Annotated in this window: 20 protein-coding genes; 12 read left to right on the top strand and 8 right to left on the bottom strand. The window is 71.3% G+C overall.

Annotated elements, in window-relative coordinates; all coding sequences use genetic code 11:
* Window positions 1–130 precede the first annotated feature (130 nt).
* A complete protein-coding gene (locus LOC65_RS00465; protein WP_029718693.1) occupies window positions 131–1,681 on the top strand; it encodes a PAS domain-containing methyl-accepting chemotaxis protein in 1,551 nt (516 codons plus the stop codon).
* Window positions 1,682–1,782: 101 nt separating this feature from the next.
* Here LOC65_RS00465 and LOC65_RS00460 read toward each other — a convergent pair whose 3' ends face one another.
* Window positions 1,783–2,097, bottom strand: a complete 315-nt coding sequence (locus LOC65_RS00460; RefSeq protein WP_029718694.1) for a hypothetical protein — start codon at window positions 2,095–2,097, stop codon at window positions 1,783–1,785.
* Between the two features lie 321 nt (window positions 2,098–2,418).
* Here LOC65_RS00460 and LOC65_RS00455 point away from each other — a divergent pair, with 321 nt between their 5' ends.
* The 6 genes from LOC65_RS00455 (at window position 2,419) to minE (ending at window position 7,729) form a co-directional block, all read left to right on the top strand.
* Window positions 2,419–3,681: a hypothetical protein gene (locus LOC65_RS00455; protein ID WP_230246126.1), complete on the top strand. Its 1,263-nt coding sequence runs from the start codon at window positions 2,419–2,421 to the stop codon at window positions 3,679–3,681.
* A 14-nt stretch (window positions 3,682–3,695) separates the two neighbouring features.
* Window positions 3,696–4,094: a hypothetical protein gene (locus LOC65_RS00450; protein WP_009858017.1), complete on the top strand. Its 399-nt coding sequence runs from the start codon at window positions 3,696–3,698 to the stop codon at window positions 4,092–4,094.
* Between the two features lie 20 nt (window positions 4,095–4,114).
* Window positions 4,115–5,644, top strand: a complete 1,530-nt coding sequence (locus tag LOC65_RS00445; RefSeq protein ID WP_164964049.1) for a methyl-accepting chemotaxis protein — start codon at window positions 4,115–4,117, stop codon at window positions 5,642–5,644.
* 182 nt (window positions 5,645–5,826) lie between these two features.
* Window positions 5,827–6,603 (top strand): septum site-determining protein MinC, encoded by a 777-nt coding sequence (minC, locus tag LOC65_RS00440; protein WP_230246124.1) that lies wholly within the window; start codon window positions 5,827–5,829, stop codon window positions 6,601–6,603.
* Window positions 6,604–6,647: 44 nt separating this feature from the next.
* A complete protein-coding gene (minD, locus tag LOC65_RS00435; protein WP_009858014.1) occupies window positions 6,648–7,463 on the top strand; it encodes a septum site-determining protein MinD in 816 nt (271 codons plus the stop codon).
* Window positions 7,464–7,468: 5 nt separating this feature from the next.
* A complete protein-coding gene (minE, locus tag LOC65_RS00430; RefSeq protein ID WP_009858013.1) occupies window positions 7,469–7,729 on the top strand; it encodes a cell division topological specificity factor MinE in 261 nt (86 codons plus the stop codon).
* 193 nt (window positions 7,730–7,922) lie between these two features.
* Here the strand turns inward: minE and LOC65_RS00425 are convergent, their stop codons facing one another.
* From LOC65_RS00425 to LOC65_RS00400, 6 genes are read right to left on the bottom strand one after another with little or no spacing between them, the layout of a single operon-like run.
* Window positions 7,923–8,297 carry a monovalent cation/H(+) antiporter subunit G gene (locus tag LOC65_RS00425; protein WP_230246123.1) on the bottom strand — a complete coding sequence of 125 codons (375 nt, stop codon included), beginning with the start codon at window positions 8,295–8,297 and terminating at the stop codon, window positions 7,923–7,925.
* Window positions 8,294–8,572, bottom strand: a complete 279-nt coding sequence (locus tag LOC65_RS00420; protein ID WP_009858011.1) for a K+/H+ antiporter subunit F — start codon at window positions 8,570–8,572, stop codon at window positions 8,294–8,296. Before LOC65_RS00420 ends, LOC65_RS00425 begins: the two co-directional genes overlap by 4 nt.
* The gene (locus LOC65_RS00415) at window positions 8,569–9,057 is read right to left on the bottom strand and encodes a Na+/H+ antiporter subunit E (RefSeq protein ID WP_230246121.1); all 489 of its coding nucleotides are present in this window, start codon (window positions 9,055–9,057) and stop codon (window positions 8,569–8,571) included. The genes LOC65_RS00420 and LOC65_RS00415 overlap by 4 nt, the downstream gene beginning before the upstream one ends.
* Window positions 9,054–10,694, bottom strand: a complete 1,641-nt coding sequence (locus LOC65_RS00410; RefSeq protein ID WP_009858009.1) for a monovalent cation/H+ antiporter subunit D — start codon at window positions 10,692–10,694, stop codon at window positions 9,054–9,056. Before LOC65_RS00410 ends, LOC65_RS00415 begins: the two co-directional genes overlap by 4 nt.
* Entirely contained in the window at window positions 10,694–11,035 is a 342-nt protein-coding gene (locus tag LOC65_RS00405) for a Na+/H+ antiporter subunit C (RefSeq protein WP_009858008.1), read from the bottom strand. The genes LOC65_RS00410 and LOC65_RS00405 overlap by 1 nt, the downstream gene beginning before the upstream one ends.
* Entirely contained in the window at window positions 11,035–13,932 is a 2,898-nt protein-coding gene (locus tag LOC65_RS00400; protein ID WP_230246119.1) for a monovalent cation/H+ antiporter subunit A, read from the bottom strand. Before LOC65_RS00400 ends, LOC65_RS00405 begins: the two co-directional genes overlap by 1 nt.
* A gap of 221 nt (window positions 13,933–14,153) precedes the next feature.
* Here LOC65_RS00400 and LOC65_RS00395 point away from each other — a divergent pair, with 221 nt between their 5' ends.
* The 5 genes from LOC65_RS00395 (at window position 14,154) to LOC65_RS00375 (ending at window position 19,510) form a co-directional block, all read left to right on the top strand.
* On the top strand, window positions 14,154–15,044 hold the full coding sequence (locus LOC65_RS00395) for a universal stress protein (protein ID WP_230246118.1): 891 nt from the start codon (window positions 14,154–14,156) through the stop codon (window positions 15,042–15,044).
* Window positions 15,045–15,152: 108 nt separating this feature from the next.
* Window positions 15,153–16,385 (top strand): Fic family protein, encoded by a 1,233-nt coding sequence (locus tag LOC65_RS00390; protein WP_230246116.1) that lies wholly within the window; start codon window positions 15,153–15,155, stop codon window positions 16,383–16,385.
* A gap of 87 nt (window positions 16,386–16,472) precedes the next feature.
* On the top strand, window positions 16,473–17,315 hold the full coding sequence (gene menB / locus LOC65_RS00385) for a 1,4-dihydroxy-2-naphthoyl-CoA synthase (RefSeq protein ID WP_230246115.1): 843 nt from the start codon (window positions 16,473–16,475) through the stop codon (window positions 17,313–17,315).
* The gene (locus tag LOC65_RS00380; protein ID WP_230246112.1) at window positions 17,312–18,712 is read left to right on the top strand and encodes a class I adenylate-forming enzyme family protein; all 1,401 of its coding nucleotides are present in this window, start codon (window positions 17,312–17,314) and stop codon (window positions 18,710–18,712) included. Before menB ends, LOC65_RS00380 begins: the two co-directional genes overlap by 4 nt.
* A 474-nt stretch (window positions 18,713–19,186) precedes the next feature.
* Window positions 19,187–19,510: a type II toxin-antitoxin system HicB family antitoxin gene (locus LOC65_RS00375; protein ID WP_230246111.1), complete on the top strand. Its 324-nt coding sequence runs from the start codon at window positions 19,187–19,189 to the stop codon at window positions 19,508–19,510.
* A gap of 217 nt (window positions 19,511–19,727) precedes the next feature.
* Here LOC65_RS00375 and LOC65_RS00370 read toward each other — a convergent pair whose 3' ends face one another.
* Window positions 19,728–20,543: a GIY-YIG nuclease family protein gene (locus LOC65_RS00370; protein ID WP_230246109.1), complete on the bottom strand. Its 816-nt coding sequence runs from the start codon at window positions 20,541–20,543 to the stop codon at window positions 19,728–19,730.
* Window positions 20,544–20,579 lie beyond the last annotated feature (36 nt).

Below are 20,579 nucleotides of genomic sequence, written 5' to 3'. Positions count from 1 at the left end.
GCCAGTGAGCCGGCCGTCGAACGAGAACTTTTCTGCGTCCGCAGGCCTGGATTGATTCAAGTTCAGACTGAATCCAGCCGAAGTTCCGTCGATGCGGCCCAAAGAAGCCGCCACACGAAAGGTTCCCGGCATGCGATTGAACGAACCCGTGACCCAGCGCGAGGTAGAAATGGACAACGGCAGCGTGCTGGTGTCCACGACCGATGCCCAGGGCCGCATCACGCACTGCAACAACGCATTCGTGCGCATCAGCGGTTTCGACTACGCCGAGCTGATCGGCCAGCCGCACAACATGGTTCGCCACCCGGACATGCCGCCGGAAGCGTTCAAGGACATGTGGCAGACGATCGGCCACGGCCGGCCGTGGACCGGTGTCGTCAAGAACCGCTGCAAGAACGGCGACCACTACTGGGTCGTCGCCAACGTCACGCCGGTGCTGGAGAACGGCAAGCCCGTCGGCTACATGTCGGTGCGCCAGAAGCCCACGCGCGAGCAGATCCGTGGCGCCGAGGCGCTGTACGCACAGCTGAAGGCCGAGCGCGAGTCGGGCCGCCACACGATCCGGCTGCATGCCGGCGGCGTGCGCTACCGCGGGCTGCGCGACCTGCCGTACCGCGTCTTCCGGATGTCGCTGACGGTGCGGGTGGTCGGGGCGCTGGTCGCGCTGTTCGCCGGCGCGTCGCTGGCCGGCTGGTATTTCGACGCACTGTGGGCCGAGATGCTGGCGATGGCCGTGGGCTGCACGGTCATCGGCACCTGGTTCCACCTCTCGGTCGGCAAGCGCCTGGACGAGTGCACGGCGACGGCCGCCCAGATCGCCGGCTGCAACCTCACCGGCCACATCGATTACGACCCGCGCCACCCGCTGGGCAAGCTGACGCGCAACATCTGGCTGGCCAACCTGAACATGCAGGCCATCGTCGCCGACGTGCGCGCCGAAGTCACCGGCGTGACCTCCGCGTCCAAGGAGATCGCGCAGGGCAGCAACGACCTGTCGCAGCGCACCGAGACCCAGTCCTCCGAGGTGCAGCGCACGGCCTCGGTGATGGAGCAGCTCACCGGCACCGTCAAGGCCACGGCCGGCACGGCGCAGCAGGTGGCGCGGGTCAGCGAGGACGCACGCGGCGTCGCCAGCCGCGGCGGCGAGGCCGTCGTCGAGCTGGTGAAGACGATGGACGCGATCGAGGCCTCGTCCAAGCGGGTCGCCGAGGTCATCCAGGTCATCGAAGGCATCGCCTTCCAGACCAACATCCTGTCGCTGAACGCCGCCGTCGAGGCCGCGCGTGCCGGCGAGCAGGGTCGCGGCTTCGCCGTCGTCGCCAGCGAGGTGCGTGCGCTGGCGCAGCGCAGCAGCCAGGCGGCCAAGGAGATCCGCGAGCTGATCGGCAGCTCGGTCCAGCAGGTCACCGACGGCGCACGCCGCGTGCAGACCGCCGAGGGCGTGATCGCGGAGGTCGTCGAGTCGGTGCACCGCGTCGGCACGCTGGTCGCCGAGATCACCCACGCGACCGGCGAGCAGTCGCAGGGCATCGCCGAGGTCAACGGCGCGATCTCGACGATCGACCAGTCGACGCAGCAGAACGCGGCGCTGGCCGAGCAGGCCGCCGCGGCCTGCGTGTCGCTGGAAGCCCGCGCCGCGACGCTGGTGCGCGCGGTGCAGATCTTCCGCGTCGGCGCCTGATCAGGGCGGCCCTGCGGGCCGCACGATGACGCTGCCTTCGCGGCGCGCGTCGGCGGCGCCGTCCTGGCGCCCGGTGGCTGCGCCCGGGGTGCGCCCCGATGTCAGAACGTGACCTTGCCGGTCTCGGCGTCGACCTTGACCCTGTCGCGCGCCAGCGCCGCCGAGGCCGCACGCGCGAAGTCCAGGCGGAAGGCCTCGTCGTCGTGAAAGCCCTGCAGGCCGATCGCCCGCGCGATGGCGGCCAGCTTGTCGGCCACCAGCACCTTGCCCAGCGCACGCAGCGGCTCGCAGTCGTTGGCGACGAACTGGTCGTCGAGCCAGCGGCGCGCCTCGTCGGCGGCCCAGGGCTTGTCGTGGTCGGGCAGGTTCACCGTCAGTTCGTCGGGGCCGAACACCAGGCGCACGGTTGATCTCATCGCAGCGGTCTCCTCCAGCGGCTGTCGCTCAGTCTAGAGGTGCGGCCCGCTCACGGCATCGGGCCTTTCCTCGTGCTGGCGGCGCGAAACGCCACAAATGAAACAAGCGCGTTTTTTGTTGCATGAACCGGACCAGCGCGTGGGGTCGAACGGTGACGAAATGCACGGCACATTGGGCTGGATCATGTCTGACCACTGGACCGGCTCAGGTCACGCCGCGGCCGGCCGAAACCCCCTCCAGGGACCGTTGCGCGCCGCGCCCGGTCCGGCGGCTCGCCCACGAGGGGCGGGCACGATGGCGCGCCCACGACAAAGAGACCGATGCAACCCACGATCAATCGACTCGCCGTCGCCTTGTCGGCCTGCGGCCTGCTGTCCGTCGCCCAGGCCCAGGGCGCGCCCGAGTTCAAGTTCAGCGGCTTCGGCACCGTCGCCGCGGTGCATTCCAGCGAGGACCAGGCCGACTTCGTCGCCACCGTGTTCCAGCCGCGTGGCGCCGGTGCCAGCGACAGCTGGTCGTTCAACCCGGACAGCAAGCTCGGCGCCCAGGCCTCGGCGGTGTTCGGCCCGCAGTGGTCGGCGGTGGTGCAGCTGGTCTCGCAGCAGAACCACGACAACGACTGGGTGCCGCACCTGGAGTGGGCCAACGTCAGGTGGCAGGCCACGCCGGACCTCGCGCTGCGCGTCGGCCGCACCGCGCTGCCGGTGTTCCAGCTCAGCGAGACCCGCCTCGTCGGGTACGCCAACGCCACCGTGCGCCCGGCGCCGGAGATCTACCGCATTCTGCCGGTCACCAGCAACGACGGCGTCGACCTGAGCTGGCGCCACACGCTGGCCGGCGGCCGCAACACCGTGCAGGCCTTCTTCGGCACGACCAAGGTCGACCTGCCGACCGGCACCATCGAGAGTGACCGCAGCTGGGGCCTGGCCAGCACCTTCGAGACCGGCGACCTGGCGCTGCGCCTGGGCTACAGCTCGTTCAACGTGAAGATCGACGCCGACGGCGTGAACACGCTGAACGCCGGCATCGCCGCCTTCGGCACCGCCGCGGCGCCGCTGCCGACGGTGGCCGCACGCGCGGCCGTGCTCGCCGACCGCTACCGCACCGAGGACATGGGCACGCGCGTGCTCGCGCTGGGCTTCAGCTACGACCCGGGCCAATGGTTCGTCAGCGGCGAGGCGATGCGCTTCGACACCGAGAGCGTGCTCGCCGACACCACCGGCTGGCAGCTCGTCGGCGGCTGGCGCTTCGGCACGCTGACGCCTTACGTCGGCTACGCCCGCATCAAGGCCGACATCGACGAGGAGGCGGCGTTCGCCGCCACCGGCTCGGGGCCGCTGGATGCGGCCGCGGCCAACGTCGTCGGTGGCATCAACCGCACGCTGCAGGTGCTCAACGGCTCGCAGAAGACGGCCACCGTCGGCCTGCGCTGGGACTTCATGCGCAACACGGCGCTGAAGCTGCAGTGGGACCACACCCGCATCGACGAAGGCTCCTGGGGCCGGCTGACGAACTTCGAGCCCGGCTTCGAGCCCGGCGGCAAGGTCGACCTGGTCACCGTCGCGGTGGACTTCGTGTTCTGAGGGCGCAACGAAAAATGAAGAACCGTCATCTCCCGCTCGTCGCCGGCCTGCTGCTGGCCGCCTGCGCCGCGCGAGCCGAACTCGTCGTCATCGCCAACCCCGCCGTCGGCCCGCTGAGCAAGGAGCAGATCGCCGACCTGTTCCTCGGCAAGAGCAACGCCCAGACGCCGCTGGACCTGCCCGACGCGTCGCCGCAGTACGCCGAGTTCTACAAGAAGGCCACCGGCCGCGACGTCGCCCAGGTGAAGTCGACCTGGTCGCGCATCGTGTTCTCCGGCAAGGGCCAGGCGCCCAGGCAACTGCCCGACTCGGTGGCGGTGCGCAAGGCGGTCGCCGCCGATCCGAAGGCCGTGGGCTACGTCGAGAAGTCGGCCGTCGACGGCAGCGTCAAGGCCGTGCTGACGCTCGACTGACCCGTCGCCGGAGGGCTGCGATGAAGTTCAGGACCAAGATCTGGGCGCTGCCGATGAGCGCTGCGGCGGTGTTCGCCGTCGGCCTGCTGCTGAGCTGGTGGGTCGGCACGTCGACCTCGGCGTCGCTGCTGCAGCTGCGCGACGTCGACGGCCCGGCGCTGGAGCGTGTGCTGGCCGTCGACCGTGGCGTCGAGCAGTTCCGCATGACGCTGCAGTCGGCCGCCGCCGAAGGCGACGCCGACAAGCTCGACGAGGTGAAGGCGATCGTCGCCCGGGTGCACGCCGACTTCGACGCGCTCGGCGCGCTGGCCGGCCAGGCGGCTGCGGCCGGCGAGCTGAAGGCCGCGTTCGACGCCTACCAGGCGGCGGCGCTGGGTGCTACGCGGGCCATGCTCGGCCAGGGCGAGATGGGCGACCAGGTCACGCGCATGCAGGCTGCGCAGGCGGCGCTGGACAAGGCGCTGAAGGCGCGCACCGACGCCGCCCGCGCGGCGACGACGGCGCGCCAGGACGAGGCCGCACGCGGCACGCAGAACGCGGTGTGGCTCAACCTCGTCACCGGGCTCGTCGTGCTGGGCGTGCTCGGCGGCGTCTCGGCGGTGGTCGTGCGTTCGGTCTGGCGCGACCTCGGCGAGGAGCCGACCGAGCTCAAGCGCCTGGCGCGCAGCATCGCCGACGGCGACCTGCGTGTGCGGCCGGTGGTCGCTGCCGGCGACACCAGCTCGCTCAACGCCGACCTGGCCGCGATGGCGCTGCGGCTGCGCGACACGGTGGGCACGATCCGCGTCGCCACCGACTCGATCTCCACCGCATCCGACGAGATCGCCACCGGCAACCAGGACCTCAGCCAGCGCACCGAGACCACGGCCTCGAACCTGCAGGCCACGGCCTCGTCGGTCGAGCAGCTCACCGGCAGCGTGCACCAGAGCGCCACGGCGGCGCAGCAGGCCGACCGGCTGGCGCACGAGGCGGCCGAGGCGGCACGCTCGGGCGGCGGCGTCGTCGCCCAGGTCGTGGCCAGCATGGACGAGATCAACGCCGCGTCGCGGCGCATGAGCGACATCATCGGCGTCATCGACGGCATCGCGTTCCAGACCAACATCCTGGCGCTCAACGCCGCGGTCGAGGCGGCACGCGCCGGCGAGCAGGGGCGCGGCTTCGCGGTCGTCGCCAGCGAGGTGCGCAGCCTGGCGCAGCGTTCGGCGCAGGCCGCGCGCGAGATCAAGGCGCTGATCACCACGTCCGGCGAGAAGCTCGACGGCGGCACCCGCCTCGTGCAGGAGGCCGGCGCGGCGATGCAGCAGATCGTCGACGGCGTGCAGCGCGTCAGCGCCATCATCGGCGAGATCAGCGCCGCCAGCAGCGAGCAGTCGGGCGGCATCGGCCAGGTCAACCAGGCTGTGGCCGAGCTCGACAAGATGACGCAGCAGAACGCCGCGCTGGTCGAGCAGAGCGCCGCGGCGGCGGCCAGCATGCGCCAGCAGGCGGCGACGCTGGCCCAGGCGGTGGCGGTGTTCCAGCTCGGCGCTGCCGATCGCGCCGGGGCCTGACCCTCGCTTGCCGACGCCCCGGGCCCGCGAGGGTGCCGGGGCGTCGCCGTTGTCGGCGGCGCTGCAACCGTTCCCCGCCCGCGCCGGGGCGATGTCGAGCCCCATAGTAGACTTTGGCGCGGTTTCCACCTTGCGCGTCGTCCGGCAGCGCGCCCGCCGCGTCGTCGTCCGTTCCCGTGTCCATGTCCGTTTCGCCGGCTTCCCCCCTGTTCGACCTGAAGAGCACCGCCTGGTGGCTCACCGCCCTGCGCCTGCACGTCGCCGACGCCGCCGCGCTGGGCGCCTCGCTGGACGAGCGTTTCGCCGACAGCCCGGGGCTGTTCGACGACGAACCGCTGGTGATCGACCTGAGCCCGCTGCGTGACGGCGAGGCCGTGCCCGACTTCGGCGCGCTGCTGGCCCACCTGGCGCGCCACCGCATGCACGCGGTGGCCGTGCAGGGCGGCAGCGAGGCCCAGATGGCCGCCGCCCGCGAGGCCGGCCTGCCGCCGGCGACCGAACCCGAGACCCGCCCCGAGCCGCGCCCCGAGCCCGGGCTGCGCGAGGTCGAGGTCGTGCGTGACGTCGTGCGCGAGGTCGAGGTGATCCGCGAGGTCGAGGTGCCGGTGCCGGCCGCCGCGGTGCCGACGCTGATCGTCGACAAGCCGCTGCGTTCGGGCCAGCGTGTCTACGCGCGCGGCGGCGACCTCGTCGTGCTGTCGGTCGTCAGCTTCGGCGCCGAGGTCATCGCCGACGGCAGCATCCACGTCTACGCGCCGCTGCGCGGCCGCGCCATCGCCGGCGCGCGCGGCGACGTCAACGCCCGCATCTTCAGCACCTGCATGGAGCCGCAGCTCGTCTCGGTGGCCGGCATGTACCGCACGACCGAGACGCCGCTGGCCGACGACATCGTCGGCAAGCCGGCGCAGGTGAGATTGGAAGGCGAGCGGCTCGTCGTCGAGCCGCTGGCCGTGAATTGAGAGGGCGCGCCGAAGCGCCCGCCACCCCAGAGGAACCCCCAGCGATGACCAGAATCATTGTCGTCACGTCCGGCAAGGGCGGCGTGGGCAAGACCACGACCAGCGCCAGCTTCGCCTCGGGCCTCGCGCTGCGCGGCCACAAGACCGCGGTGATCGACTTCGACGTCGGCCTGCGCAATCTCGACCTGATCATGGGCTGCGAACGCCGCGTGGTCTACGACCTGATCAACGTGATCCACGGCGAGGCCAAGCTGCAGCAGGCGCTCATCAAGGACAAGAACTGCGAGAACCTGTTCGTGCTCGCCGCCAGCCAGACGCGCGACAAGGACGCGCTGGTGCAGGACGGCGTCGAGCGCGTGCTCGCCGAGCTCGCCGAGATGGGCTTCGACTACGTCGTCTGCGACTCCCCGGCCGGCATCGAGACCGGCGCGCTGATGGCGATGCACTTCGCCGACGAGGCGCTGGTCGTCACCAATCCCGAGGTCTCGTCGGTGCGCGACAGCGACCGCATCCTGGGCATGCTGTCGTCCAAGACGCGGCGCGCGATCGAAGGCCAGGAGCCGGTCAAGGAGCATCTGCTGATCACGCGCTACGACCCCGAGCGTGTCGAAGGCGGCCAGATGCTGTCGCTGAAGGACGTGCAGGAGATCCTGCGCATCCCGCTGCTCGGCGTGGTGCCGGAGAGCCAGTCGGTGCTCGACGCCAGCAACCAGGGCCTGCCGGCGATCCACCTGAAGGACACCGACGTCGCCCAGGCCTACCAGGACGTGGTCGCGCGTTTCCTCGGCGAGGAACGCCCGATGCGCTTCGTCGACTACCAGAAGCCCGGCTTCTTCAAGCGCCTGTTCGGCGGGAGGTAAACGCGATGTCCTTCCTCTCGTTTTTCCTCGGAGAGAAGAAGCAGACGGCGTCCGTCGCCAAGGAGCGGCTGCAGATCATCCTCGCCCACGAGCGCTCGGGCCGCGGCACGCGCGCCGACTACCTGCCGCAGATGCAGCAGGAGCTGATGGCCGTGATCGCCAAGTACGTGAAGATCGCGCCCGAGGACGTGAAGGTCAGCGTCGAACGCCAGGACAACTTCGAGGTCCTGGAAGTCAAGATCGAGCTGCCCGACGACATCCGCTAGGAGTCTGTGCGGCTTTCGCCGCGCAGACTCCTAGCCTGCGGCTCTACGCACAGCTCCCCCGAGCCCCCTCCGGGAGGGTGCTCCAGCGTGTTCGACGGCACCCTCCAGCCTCCCTCCACGAGGGAGGCTCCAGTCAGTCCGACGAGCGGTTCTGCCCTTTGGGGCCGCGCAGAGCCCCGCCATGTGCCGCCGCCTAGTCGTCTGCCGCGTCGAGGTCGCGCGCTTGGCGTGGCGGTACGCCGGCCAGCGGCGGCGGCAGGTCGTCGCCGGCGTGGCGGCGGCGGAACAGCGCCGCGCGCGCCAGCACCACGGTCGTCGCCGGCGCGGTGATCGACAGCAGCACGACGGTCAGCCAGACGTGCAGCGACAGCTCGCCCTCGCGCGCCGTGAAGTGCACGATCGACGCCGCGGCCACCAGCCAGGCGGCCAGCGTCGAGGCCAGCGCCGGCGCATGCATGCGGGCGAAGAAGTCGGGCAGCCGCCACAGCCCCAGCGCCGAGGTCAGCACGATGCCGCCGCTGGCCAGCAGCAGCAGCGCGACGACGAGCTCGGTCCAGACGATCGTCATTCGATGGCCTCCCCGCGCAGCAGGAACTTGGCCATCGCCACCGAGCCGACGAAGCCGAACAGCACCATCAGCAGCGCACCCTCGAAGTACATGCGGCTGTCGTAGCGGATCGCCAGCACCAGCATCATCAGCATGCCGACGACGTAGAGGAAGTCGAGCGCGAGCACGCGGTCCTGCGCGCTCGGGCCGCGCATCAGGCGGGCCAGCCCCAGCGCCATCGCCAGCGCGTACAGCGCCAGCGTCGCGGCGACCGCCCAGACGAGCAGGGGCGTCATCCGAAGATCTCCTTCAACGGTTGTTCGTAGCGCTGCTTGAAGTGCGCCACGAACTCGGCTTCGCCGACGAGGTCGAAGACGTGCAGCCGCAGCGCGCTGCGGTCCGGGGCCAGTTCGCACCACACGGTGCCGGGCACGACGGTGGTGATCATCGCCAGCGCCGCCAGGCCGTGCACGTCGCGCAGGTCCAGCGGCACGACGACGAAGGTGCCGCGCGGCGGCCGCCGCCGCGAGGACAGCACGCCGCGCGCGACGTCCAGCGCCGACAGCACGACGTCCACGCCGACGATGGCCACCAGGCGCATCACGACGAGCGGCCGGCGCACCGGGCCGCCCGCCGGGCGCAGCGGCGCCATCAGCACCGGCAGCACCAGCGCCAGCAGCGCGCCCAGCAGCAGCGAGCCGGTCGACAGCGAGGGACGCAGCAGCAGCCACATCGCGAACAGCCCCGCCGACAGCAGCGGGGCGGGCAGCAGGCGCTTCATCGTGCGGCCTCCAGCGTCGGCTGCGGCAGCGGCTGGGCGCGCAGCACGGCGTCGATGTACAGCGACGGCGTCTGCAGCGCGTCGGTCGCGGCGCGCGTGTACTCGAGCATCGGCTCGCCGAGCACGACCAGCGTCACCAGCGCGCCCAGCAGTGCCGCGACCGGCAGGCCCTCGGCCAGGCGCAGCGTCGGCGGCTGGCGGTCGCCCGGGGTCCAGAAGTGGCGGATGCCGATGCGCACCAGCGCCGTGGCGGCCATCAGCCCGGAGGCGATCAGCGTGCCGAACAGCACCCAGGCCGCCGGCTCCTGGCGCGGCAGCAGCGCCGACAGCATCGCCAGCTTGCCGACGAAACCCGACAGCGGCGGCAGCCCCGACAGCGCCAGCCCGCAGACGCCGAAGGCCACGCCGACGAAGGCCAGCGCCGCCGGGATCGCGCGGCCGATCAGCACCTGCTCGTCGTCGTCGAGGTTGACGATGGCCGGCGGCGCGGTGTCGACGAAGTCGGGCAGCGCCTCGTCGCCGGGGTCGGCCTGCGGCGGCGCGGTCTCGACCTGGCGCGAGCGCTCGAGCAGCTCGACCAGCAGGAACATCGCCGCGCCAGCCAGCGTCGAGCTGGCGAGGTAGTACAGCGCGCCGGCGGCGAGCGCCGTCTCGTGCAGCCCGATCGCCGCGATCAGCGTTCCCGAGGAGGCGATGACGCTGTAGCCGGCCAGCCGCCCCGGCTGCTGCGAGGCCAGCATGCCCACCGAGCCGTAGGCCAGCGTCGCGATGCCGCCCCAGGCCAGCAGCTCGGCGCCGTAGAACGCCGACGGGCCGGCGCTCTCGGGGAAACACAGCGTCCACAGCCGCAGCACGGCGTAGACGCCGACCTTGGTCAGGATCGCGAACACCGCCGCCGACGGCGCGCCGGCCGCGGCGTAGGCCGGCGGCAGCCAGAAGTTCAGCGGCCACAGCGCGGCCTTGGCGAGGAAGGCCACGCCGAGGATCGACGCGCCGGCCAGCAGCAGGCCGCGGTCGGAGTCGGGCACCAGCGCCAGCTTGCGCGCGATGTCGGCCATGTTCAGCGTGCCGGTCACGCCGTAGAGCACGGCCACGCCGATCAGGAACAGCAGCGACGCGAACAGGTTGATCGCGATGTAGTGCAGCCCGGCGCGCACGCGCTCGGGCCCGCCACCGTGCAGCAGCAGCGCGTAGCTGGCGGCCAGCAGCACCTCGAAGAAGACGAAGAGGTTGAACAGGTCGGCGGTCAGGAAGGCGCCGTACAGCCCCATCAGCTGCAGCTGGAAGAGCACGTGGAAGTACACCCCGGCGCGGTGCCAGCGGGCCAGCGAGAACAGCAGCGCGGCCAGCGCCACGCTGCCGGCCAGCACCATCATCAGCGCCGACAGCCGGTCGGCCACGAGCACGATGCCGTAGGGCACCGGCCAGTTGCCCGGCAGGTAGACGGCGTAGGCCGAGGGCGCGTCCTGGGCGTGCACGTGCATCAGCAGCACGATCGCGATGGCCAGCCCGGCGGCGGTGGACAGCGTGTTGACGACGGACTTGATGCCGCGGCGCTGTTCGCCCAGCAGCAGCATGCCGGCCGCGGTGGCCAGCGGCAGCAGCACCGGGGCGACGATCAGGTCGGCGGCGTTCATCAGCGCTCCTCCTGGCCGTCGACGTGGTCACCGCCGGACAGGCCGCGCAGCGCCAGCAGCACGACGAGGAACAGCGCCGTCGTCGCGAAGCCGATGACGATGGCGGTGAGCACCAGCGACTGCGGCAGCGGGTCGGTGTAGTTCAGCAGGTCGGGCGTGACGCCGGGCACGACGATGGGCTCGCGGTCCACGGCCAGGCTGCCGACGCTGAAGATGAACAGGTTGACGGCGTAGGACAGCAGCGACAGGCCGATCAGCACCTGGAAGGTCCGTGGCCTGAGCAGCAGCCAGACGCCGGCCCCGCCGAGCACGCCGATGGCGATCGAGACGACGACTTCCATCAGGCCTCCTCCCGCGCCGCGCCGGGGCGGCGCTGCGCACGCAGTGACTGGTGGGCGATGGCCGTCAGCAGCAGCAGCGTCGAGCCGACGACGACGGCGAAGACGCCGAGGTCGAACAGCGCCGCGCTCGGCAGGTGCACCGGGCCGATCCACGGCAGCGTCGGGTGCGCGGTGTGCGTCGTCAGGAACGGGTAGCCGAACCACAGCGAGCCGAGCCCGGTGCACAGCGCGACGAGCAGGCCGACGGCGATCCAGCGCGGCGGCTTCAGCGCCATGCGCTCCTCGACCCAGCGTGTGCCCGAGACCATGTACTGGGCGATGAAGGCGATCGACACCACCAGCCCGGCGACGAAGCCGCCGCCCGGCTCGTCGTGGCCACGCAGGAACAGGTGCGCGGCGAACAGCGCCGCCACCGGCAGCAGCAGCCGCACCAGCACCGCCGGCACTTCCAGGTAGCGCTGCGCGGTGCCGCCGCCGTCGTGGTCGTCGGCCAGGTCGCTGGGGCCGTCGGGCGCGACGAGCTGCTGCTGCGTCGGCCGGTGGATCACCTCGCGCGGCGGGCGGAAGCGCCGCAGCAGCGCGTAGACCGTGATGCCGACGATGCCCAGCACCGTGATCTCGCCCAGCGTGTCGAAGGCGCGGAAGTCGACCAGCATCACGTTGACGACGTTGGTGCCGCCGCCCAGCGGCAGCGCGTTCTCGAGGAAGTACGGCGAGATGCTGAGCGGCGCGTGGCGCGTCAGCAGCGCGAAGGACAGCGCCGCCAGCCCGGCGCCGATGGCCAGCGCGATGACGAAGTCGCGCCGGCGGCGCCAGCGCGCGCGCGCGCCGATGCCCGGCCCGTCCTCCTCGAGCCGCTTGGGCAGCCAGCGCAGGCCGAGCAGGAACAGCACGACGGTGACCACCTCCACCGCCAGCTGCGTCAGCGCCAGGTCGGGCGCCGAGAACCAGGCGAAGGTGATGCACAGCGCCAGCCCGACGACGCCCAGCATCGTCAGCGCCGCCAGCCGGTGGTACTTGGCCTGGAAGGCCGCGCCGACGGCGCAGGCCGCGCCGACGGCCCACAGCAGCACGAAGCCGGGGGTGGCCGGGATGCGCGCGCGGTCGCCCCACTCCAGCGGCACGACCAGCGCCGAGGCCAGCCCGGTCAGCCCGGCGGCGGCGACCATCGCCAGCAGCTGCGGCTGCAGCCGCCGCGTGCCGGTCAGGCGCAGCGCCCGGCGTGCCAGCGAGGTCACCCAGGCCAGCGTGCGCTCGAAGACGACGCGGCCGTCGTAGCGCCCGACCAGCGGTGCGCCGCGCCGCGGCCGGCGCTTGAAGGCCTCGGCATAGGAGATGTAGATGACGATGCCGCCGGCCATCGCCACCGCGCTCATGATCAGCGGCGTGTTCAGGCCGTGCCAGATCGCCAGGCTGTAGTCGGGCAGCGTGCCGCCGACGACCGGCCGCGCGGCCGTCTCCAGCAGCGGCCCGATGACCAGCGCCGGCAGCGTGCCCACCGCGATGCAGGCGAAGACCAGCAGCTCCACCGGCACGCGCATCCAGCGCACCGGCTCGTGCGGCTCGCGCGGCAGGCCGCGCGGCGCCGGGCCGAAGAACACGTCGTGGCCGAAACGCAGCGAGTAGACGACCGCGAACACGCCGGCCAGCGTCGCCGCCAGCGGCAGGCCGTAGCGCACCGCCGCGTTGTCGCCGACGTGCACCGTCTCGGCGAAGAACATCTCCTTGGACAGGAAGCCGTTGAGCAGCGGCACCCCGGCCATCGCCGCGCAGGCCACGATGGCCAGCGTGCCGGTGATCGGCATGAAGCGGTACAGGCCGTCGAGGCGGCGCATGTCGCGCGTGCCGGTCTCGTGGTCGATGATGCCCACCGACATGAACAGCGAGGCCTTGAAGGTCGCGTGGTTCATCATGTGGAACACCGCCGCGACCGCGGCCACCGGGCTGTCCAGCCCGAGCAGCAGCGTCACCAGCCCGAGGTGGCTGATCGTCGAATAGGCCAGCAGCCCCTTCAGGTCGTTCTGGAACATCGCCGCCCAGGCGCCCAGCAGCAGCGTGGCCAGGCCGGCGCCGCCGACGATCCAGAACCAGGGCTCGGTGCCCGACAGCACCGGCCACAGCCGCGCCAGCAGGAACACGCCGGCCTTGACCATCGTCGCCGAGTGCAGATAGGCCGACACCGGCGTCGGCGCCGCCATCGCGTGCGGCAGCCAGAAGTGGAACGGGAACTGCGCGCTCTTGGTCAGCGCGCCGGCCAGCACCAGGCCCAGGATCCACGGGTACAGCGCGTGGCCGCGCACCGTGTCGCCGGCGGCGAGCACCGCGTCGAGCTCGTAGCTGCCGACCACGTGGCCCAGCAGCAGCACGCCGGCCAGCAGCGCCAGGCCGCCAGTGGCGGTGACGGTGAAGGCCATGCGTGCGCCGCGGCGGGCGTCGCGGCGGTGCGTCCAGTAGCCGATCAGCAGGAAGGAGAAGACGCTGGTCAGCTCCCAGAACACCACCATCTGCAGCAGGTTGCCGGAGACGACGACGCCCAGCATCGCGCCCATGAAACCCAGCAGCAGCGAATAGAAGCGCGCCGCCGGGTCCTCGGGCGAGAGGTAGTAGCGCGCGTAGACGATGACCAGCAGCCCCATCGCCGCGACCAGCATCGCGAACATCCAGGCGAAGCCGTCGAGGCGCACGACGATGTCCAGCCCGAGGCTGGGCAGCCAGCTCAGGCGCTCGACGACGACGCCGCCGGCGGCGACCTCGGGATACAGCAGCGCCAGCGGCACCGCGACCGCCAGCGCGACCAGCGCCGCCCACAGCGAGTCGAGGTTGCGCGCGTTCGTCGGCAACAGCGCGGCGACCGCGCTGCCGACAAAAGGCAGTACGAGCAGGATCAGCAGGGACATTGGGGCCCAAGTCTAGGGGCGAAGTGCCCGCGATCCGCGGTCGACGCCAGAAAACGGCGCGGATTCAAGGACTTGCGAGAAGTTCCGCGAGTCCGCATGAAAGCCGCGCCGCCTTGATGCGGCGCAGAGGCAAGCCCCCATCAGAAGTCGGGCCGGCACCTGCTTTCCCAGAATGAAGCCGGCCCCGCCGCGTGGAGCGGGGCGTTGCCGAGGACGCGCGCATGCCCCCGACCGCCCCCGTGATCGCCGCCACCGACTTCTCGCCGCAGGCCCGCCAGGCCGCCGAACGTGCCGCACGCCTGGCGCACGAGACCGGCGCGCCGCTGGCCCTGGTGCACGTGCTGCCCGGCGACGCGCTGGAGGCCTTGCGCGCCTGGCTGGGCAGCGACACCGCGCCCGAGCAGGCGATGCTGGCCGAGGCGCACACCGCGCTGGCCGCCCAGGCCGCCGAGCTGAAGGCGCGCCGCCACGTCGAGCCGGCCGTGGCCTGTTGCAGCGGCCCGGTGCTCGACGAGATCCTGCGCGAAGCCGAAGAGCGCGACGCCGGGCTGCTGGTGCTGGGCGCACGCGGCAGCGGCTTCCTGCGCCGGCTGGTGCTGGGCAGCACCGCCGAGCGGCTGATGCGGCGCAGCGCAAGGCCGCTGCTCGTCGTGCGCCAGCCGCCGCACGAGCCCTACCGGCGTGTGCTGGTCGCGGTCGACTTCTCGCCGTGGTCCAGGGCCGCCGTGGCGCTGGCGCACCGCGTCGCGCCGCATGCGCAACTGGTGCTGATGGCGGCCTACGAGGTGCCGTTCGGCGAGAAGCTGCGTTATGCCGGCGTCGACGACGCCACCGTCGAGCGTTACCGCGAGGCGGCGCGGCTGGAGGCGACACGCCGCGTGCACGCGCTGGCCGAGGACTGCGGGCTGCGCGCCGCGCAGTGGATGCCGCGGGTGCTGGAAGGCGACGCCTCGCTGCGCATCGTCGAGCAGGAAGCCGAGCTGGGCTGCGACCTCGTCGTGCTCGGCAAACACGGCCGTTCGGCCAGCGTCGACCTGCTGCTGGGCAGCACGACGCGGCACGTGCTGGCCGAAGGCAGCGCCGACGTGCTGGTGTCGACGATGCGCGACTGAAGCTGCTCACCCCTCCGCGCCGTTCAGAGGTTCACGCAAAATCTCGCAAAAAAATCCGCAACATCATGCGATATTCATAGCTGAGATGGATCACAAAAAATCTCGCAGATGAAGTCGCAAAAAATCGCCGTCCACGACGCACCGCATCAGTTCGAGCCACTGCTGCCGTCGGCGTCGAAGCTCGAGCCTTTGCTCGAGCAGGCGAGCGACCTCGTGCGCGAGGCGGCCGTGCTCGGCGCATCGGCCGCGCCGGCGGCGCGCAGCGAGCTGCGAGCGCTGCTGCGCAGCATGAACTCGTACTACACGAACCGCATCGAAGGTGAGCACACCCGCCCGTCGGACATCGAGCGTGCGCTGCAACAGGGCTACGCCGGCGACGCCGACCTCGCGCGCCGCCAGCGCCTGGCCGTGGCCCATATCCAGACCGAGCAGCAGTGCGAAAACCGGCTCGACGGCATGCTGGACCAAAACCGTGACGCCGTTCCTCGCTGGCTGTATTCGTCCGAGTGCGTGCAGTGGCTGCACGAGCGCCTGTTCTCCGGGCTGGGTGAACAAGACCTGCGGCTGGCCGACGGCTCGCTGATGGCCCCCGGCCGCTTCCGCGAACGCCAGATCGCCGTGGGGCAGCACGAAGCGCCGCTGCATACCGCGCTGGACGCTTTCGTGAGCCGCTGGGCGCAGGTCTATGGCGGCGTGCGCCGCGGCGAAGCCAGCATCGTCGCGGCCATGGCCTCGCACCACCGTCTGGCCTGGGTCCACCCTTTCGCCGACGGCAACGGCCGCGTCTGCCGTCTGCACACCCATCTGGTGCTGCACGCCGCCGGGCTGACGCACGGCTTGTGGTCGCCGCTGCGCGGCTTCGCGCGCAGCCAGGCCCGCTACAAACAGCTGCTGCAAGCCGCCGACGAACACCGCCGCGGCGACCTGGACGGACGCGGCAACCTCACCGAAGCCGGTTTCGTCACCTGGATCGGTTACGCGCTGGAGACCTGCCTGGACCAGGCGCGTTTCATGCGCCAGATGCTGGACGTCGCCGACATCCAGGGCCGCATCGAGGCCGCGCTGAGCTTCGAGCAGTCGGCGCGCCAGTCCGGCGTGCGGCGCGAGGCGCTGCGGCCTCTGCATTACCTGTTCGCCACCCAGACCGAACTGGCGCGTGCCGACTTCAAGGCGATGACCGGCCTGGGCGACCGGCTGGCGACCGGGCTGGTGTCGGCGCTGATCAGCCGCGGTTTCCTGCGGTCGGACACGCCGTACGGCAAGCTGCGTTTCGCCGTCCCGCAGCACGCGCTGCGTTTCTACTTCCCGAACCTCTGGCCCGAAGCCGAGGCCGAGGTCTGATCGTCCTGCCTCCGGTTTGCGCCAACCCGGGGCGCGCATGACCTTGCTCAAGCTAGAGTCTCGCCTTTCGTCCGACTCCGAGAGCGCATGAGCACGACCGAACTGCCGCCCGTCCCCGCCTGGACCGCCGTCGCCGGCTATGGCGACATCGTCTACGAGAAGAGCGAAGAGGGCATCGCCAAGATCACGATCAACCGCCCCGAGGTGCGCAACGCCTTCCGCCCGGAGACGGTGCAGGAGATGGAACGTGCCTTCGCCGACGCACGCGACGACGAGAACGTCGGCGTCATCATCCTCACCGGCGCCGGCAAGGACGCCTTCTGCTCGGGCGGCGACCAGCGTGTGCGCGGCCACGGCGGTTATGTCGGCGGCGACGGCGTGCCGCGCCTGAACGTGCTGGACCTGCAGCGCCAGATCCGCACGCTGCCCAAGCCCGTCGTCGCGATGGTCGCCGGCTACGCCATCGGCGGCGGCCACGTCCTGCACATGATCTGCGACCTGACGATCGCCGCCGACAACGCGCGTTTCGGCCAGACCGGCCCGCGTGTCGGCAGCTTCGACGGCGGCTACGGCGCCAGCTACATGGCGCGCATCGTCGGCCAGAAGAAGGCGCGCGAGATCTGGTTCCTGTGCCGCCAGTACGGCGCGCAGGAGGCGCTGGACATGGGCCTGGTCAACTGCGTCGTGCCTTACGAGCGGCTGGAAGAAGAGACCGTGCAGTGGTGCCGCGAGATGCTGGCCAACAGCCCGATCGCGCTGCGCTGCCTGAAGGCGGCGCTGAACGCCGACTGCGACGGCCAGGCCGGGCTGCAGGAACTGGCTGGTAACGCCACGCTGCTGTACTACCTCTCCGAAGAAGGCAAGGAAGGCAAGAACGCCTTCCTGGAAAAGCGCAAGCCGGACTTCCGCAAGTTCCCGCGCCTGCCGTGAGCGGCGGCCGCGCGCCGGAGACCGCCGCCGGCCGCGCCGCGAGCGCCGGGGGCGGCGATGCGCCGCTCGCCGGTGCGGCGGCCGACGCCGGCGCGCTGTCGATCCGTGCTGCCGCGCGCGAGGCCGGTGGCGCGCCGGCCGTCGTCGCCGAGGACGGTCGCGTCTGGACCTTCTCTGATCTGGCCGCCGCGGCCGAGCCGCGCATTGCCGCGCTGAGCGGCCGGCGCGACGCGGTGCCGGTCGTCGGCCACAACGCGGTCGCGACCGTCGTCGAGCTGCTGGCGCTGCTGGAAGCCGGTGTGCCGGCACTGCTGCTGCACCCGCGCGCCACGGCCGCCGAACACGTGGCCGAGATCGCCGCCTGCGAAGCGGCCGGCGCCTTGCCCGCCGACGCCGCGGCGGTGATCTTCACCTCCGGCACCACCGGCCGTTCGCGCGGCGCGGTGCTGACACGCGCCGCGTTCCGCGCGTCGGCTGCCGCGCACGCCGCCAACGTCGGCTGGCAGGCCGGTGACCGCTGGCTGCTGGCGATGCCGCTGGCGCGGGTCGGCGGGCTGTCGATCCTGACGCGCTGCCTGGCCGCCCGCGCGACGCTGGTGCTGGCGCCGCGTTTCGACGCCGCGCGGCTGCCGGGCTTGATCGAACACGAACGCATCACGCTGGCCTCGCTGGTGCCGACGATGCTGGCGCTGACGCTGGACGCGCACCCGGGCTGGGTGGCGCCGCCGTATTTCCGCACGCTGCTGCTGGGCGGCTCGGCGGCGTCGCCGCGGCTCTTCGCACGGGCGCGTGCGGCGCGGCTGCCGGTCGTCGTGACCTACGGCTGCACCGAGACCTGCTCGCAGATCGTCGCCACGCCGTACGAGGCGCGTTTCGACGCCGAACCCTGGGGCTGCGGCACCGTGCTGCCCGGCGCCGAGCTGCGTGCCGACGGCGAGCGCCTGCAAGTGCGCGGCGCGATGCGCATGCACGGCTACCTGGGCGAGCCGGCGCTGGACCCCGAGGCCTGGTTCGACACCGGCGACCACGGCCGCATCCATGCCGACGGCCATGTCGAACTCTTCGGCCGCCGCCACGACCTGATCGTCACCGGCGGCGAGAACGTCTACCCGGCCGAAGTGGAGCGTGTGCTGGAAGCGCTGCCCGGCATCGCCGCCGCGGCGGTCTTCGGCGTGCCCGACGAAACCTGGGGCCAGACCGTCGCCGCGGCGCTGGTGGCCGACGGCACGCCGCCGCCCGACGCGACGATCGTCGCCCACCTGGCCGCGCACCTGGCACGCCATAAGCGGCCGCGGGCGGTGGTCTGGGTCGATGCGCTGCCGGTCACCGCGGCGGGCAAGCCGGATCGGGGGGCGCTGGGGGCGAGAGCGGGGGAGTTGCGGGGGTTGAAGGCTTGATGCGCGCTTCGGCGGCGGGGCTGTGCACCACGCTCAGCTTGCCGGCCTTCATTTCGCGGATCGACTGCAGCAACTCCGCGCCCAGGTCGCGGCCGGCTTCGTAGGCGGCGAGTTCCTTCGGGGGCAGCGGCTTAGTCTTTGAGGGCACGGCGGATCTCCTTGAGTACGGCGGCGGAGAGCTTGTCGGTCCTGGCCATGGCGTAGTGCGTCAGCGGCACCTGGGCGCCGGCTTTGGGGACGCGAACTCACTGCGTTCAGCCTCCATCCAGTACACGGGCCACTGCTTCTGGAGCGGCGACGTCTCGACGACGGTGAACATGCGGAGACTCTACGCCCCGGACGTAGGGTTCTAGGCTGTGTCTGCAGGCTGTCAGCCACGAACGGGCGCTTGCCCTGGTTCGTTCGGCAGTGGGACCATTCCTTGGCGAACTGCCGCGGAGTCCGGGCTTGCGGCGATTGGGGAGGGCCTTGGCGATGAACGTTGACCACTACACCTGGCGCGTCACCTGGTCCGCCGAGGACGGCGAACACGTCGGCCTATGCGCCGAGTTCCCGTCGCTGTCGTGGCTGGCCGCATCGCCCGAGGAGGCGCTGGCCGGTATCCGCTCCGTGGTGGCCGACAGCGTGAAGGACATGCTGGCCAACGCCGAACCGGTGCCCGAGCCGATCGCCGACCGGCGCTACAGCGGCGAGTTCAAGGTCCGCATCCCGCCGCAGCAGCATCGGCAACTGGTCATCGAGGCGGCCGAACAAGGGGTCAGCCTGAACCGGCTGGTGAGCAGCAAGCTCGCCGCCTGACGCGCGGCTGTCGCGCTGGGGTGTGGCCTGTCGGCCAGATGCCCGGTGTTCGCTTCTTCTGCGGCCGGGAGGCGCCACGCACGCCACCGCCGCGGCGAGCCCCGGCCGCCGGGTGGCCGGTTCCGTTCATGTCCCCCGGGCGGGCTGCGCCCGCCCTCCTCCTTTACTTCACTCCACCGGCCACCCGGCGACCGGGGCAGGGAGCGGCCGCTTCCAGTCAGCCCTCGTGCTCCGTCGAGCCGATGAGCGTCAGATTCCTCCTCAGTTCGGCGACGGCATTCCAGTTGTGGTGGCGCGCGTAAATGCTGCCAACACCTCTGTCCTGCAACTCGAGCAGAGCCTCCGACCAGTAGGCGACGACGGCGCGCCGAACCCCGCTCAGGCTCAGGAACTCCAGCGCCGTCCCGAAGTCGCCGTCGAACAGAACCGACGTGGCCCGATGCAGGCTGCTGGCGTACTGGTCGTGCGCGATGTCTCCGCCGTGCGACTCGACCCAGGAGATGGTCTCCGGGAAATCGAGCACGAGACGATCCATCAGCAGCATCTGCCGGGGCCGGCCGCTGGCAGAGCGAATGGATGCGAAAGCGACCTCGTGGGGGCCGATGTTGATCGTGTAGTAACGGCCGCCGCTCGTGCCCGGATAGAGGCTGAGGGTCCAGTGACCTTGATGGTCCAGCCAGTTGAACAGGCCGGAGGTTTTGAAGAGGCTCGTCAGGTACTCGGGGAACCCGTCGACCTGAAACATCCTGTCGATCCTGGGTTTCCTCGTGAGCATCGAGGCGTTGATCTGGTCGAGCTGCATCGATGCCGCGCTCGCCGAGATCGAAAACAGCTCCCGTTGCCCGTCGATGTCCCTCGCCCGATGATCCCGGAACGTGTAGTGAAGCGAGCGCTCGACAGCTCGCCAGTCATGGACCTGCCGGAAGTCGTGCAGTGTCCACGGGCCCAGGCTCCGATACGGCTCCGAGGAGTTGATCTCCCGTATGCGCTTGCCCGGTGCATAGTCGGAGCGCCGATCTTGACGTGAACGCATCTCGGCGACGTGAGGACATAGACGTGGCCAGTGCTG

Source organism: Rubrivivax sp. JA1055, assembly GCF_020966565.1.
Taxonomy (GTDB): domain Bacteria; phylum Pseudomonadota; class Gammaproteobacteria; order Burkholderiales; family Burkholderiaceae_C; genus Rubrivivax; species Rubrivivax benzoatilyticus.
The sequence above is the reverse complement of the archived record's forward strand: the minus strand, read 5'-3'. Positions and strand labels throughout refer to the sequence as shown.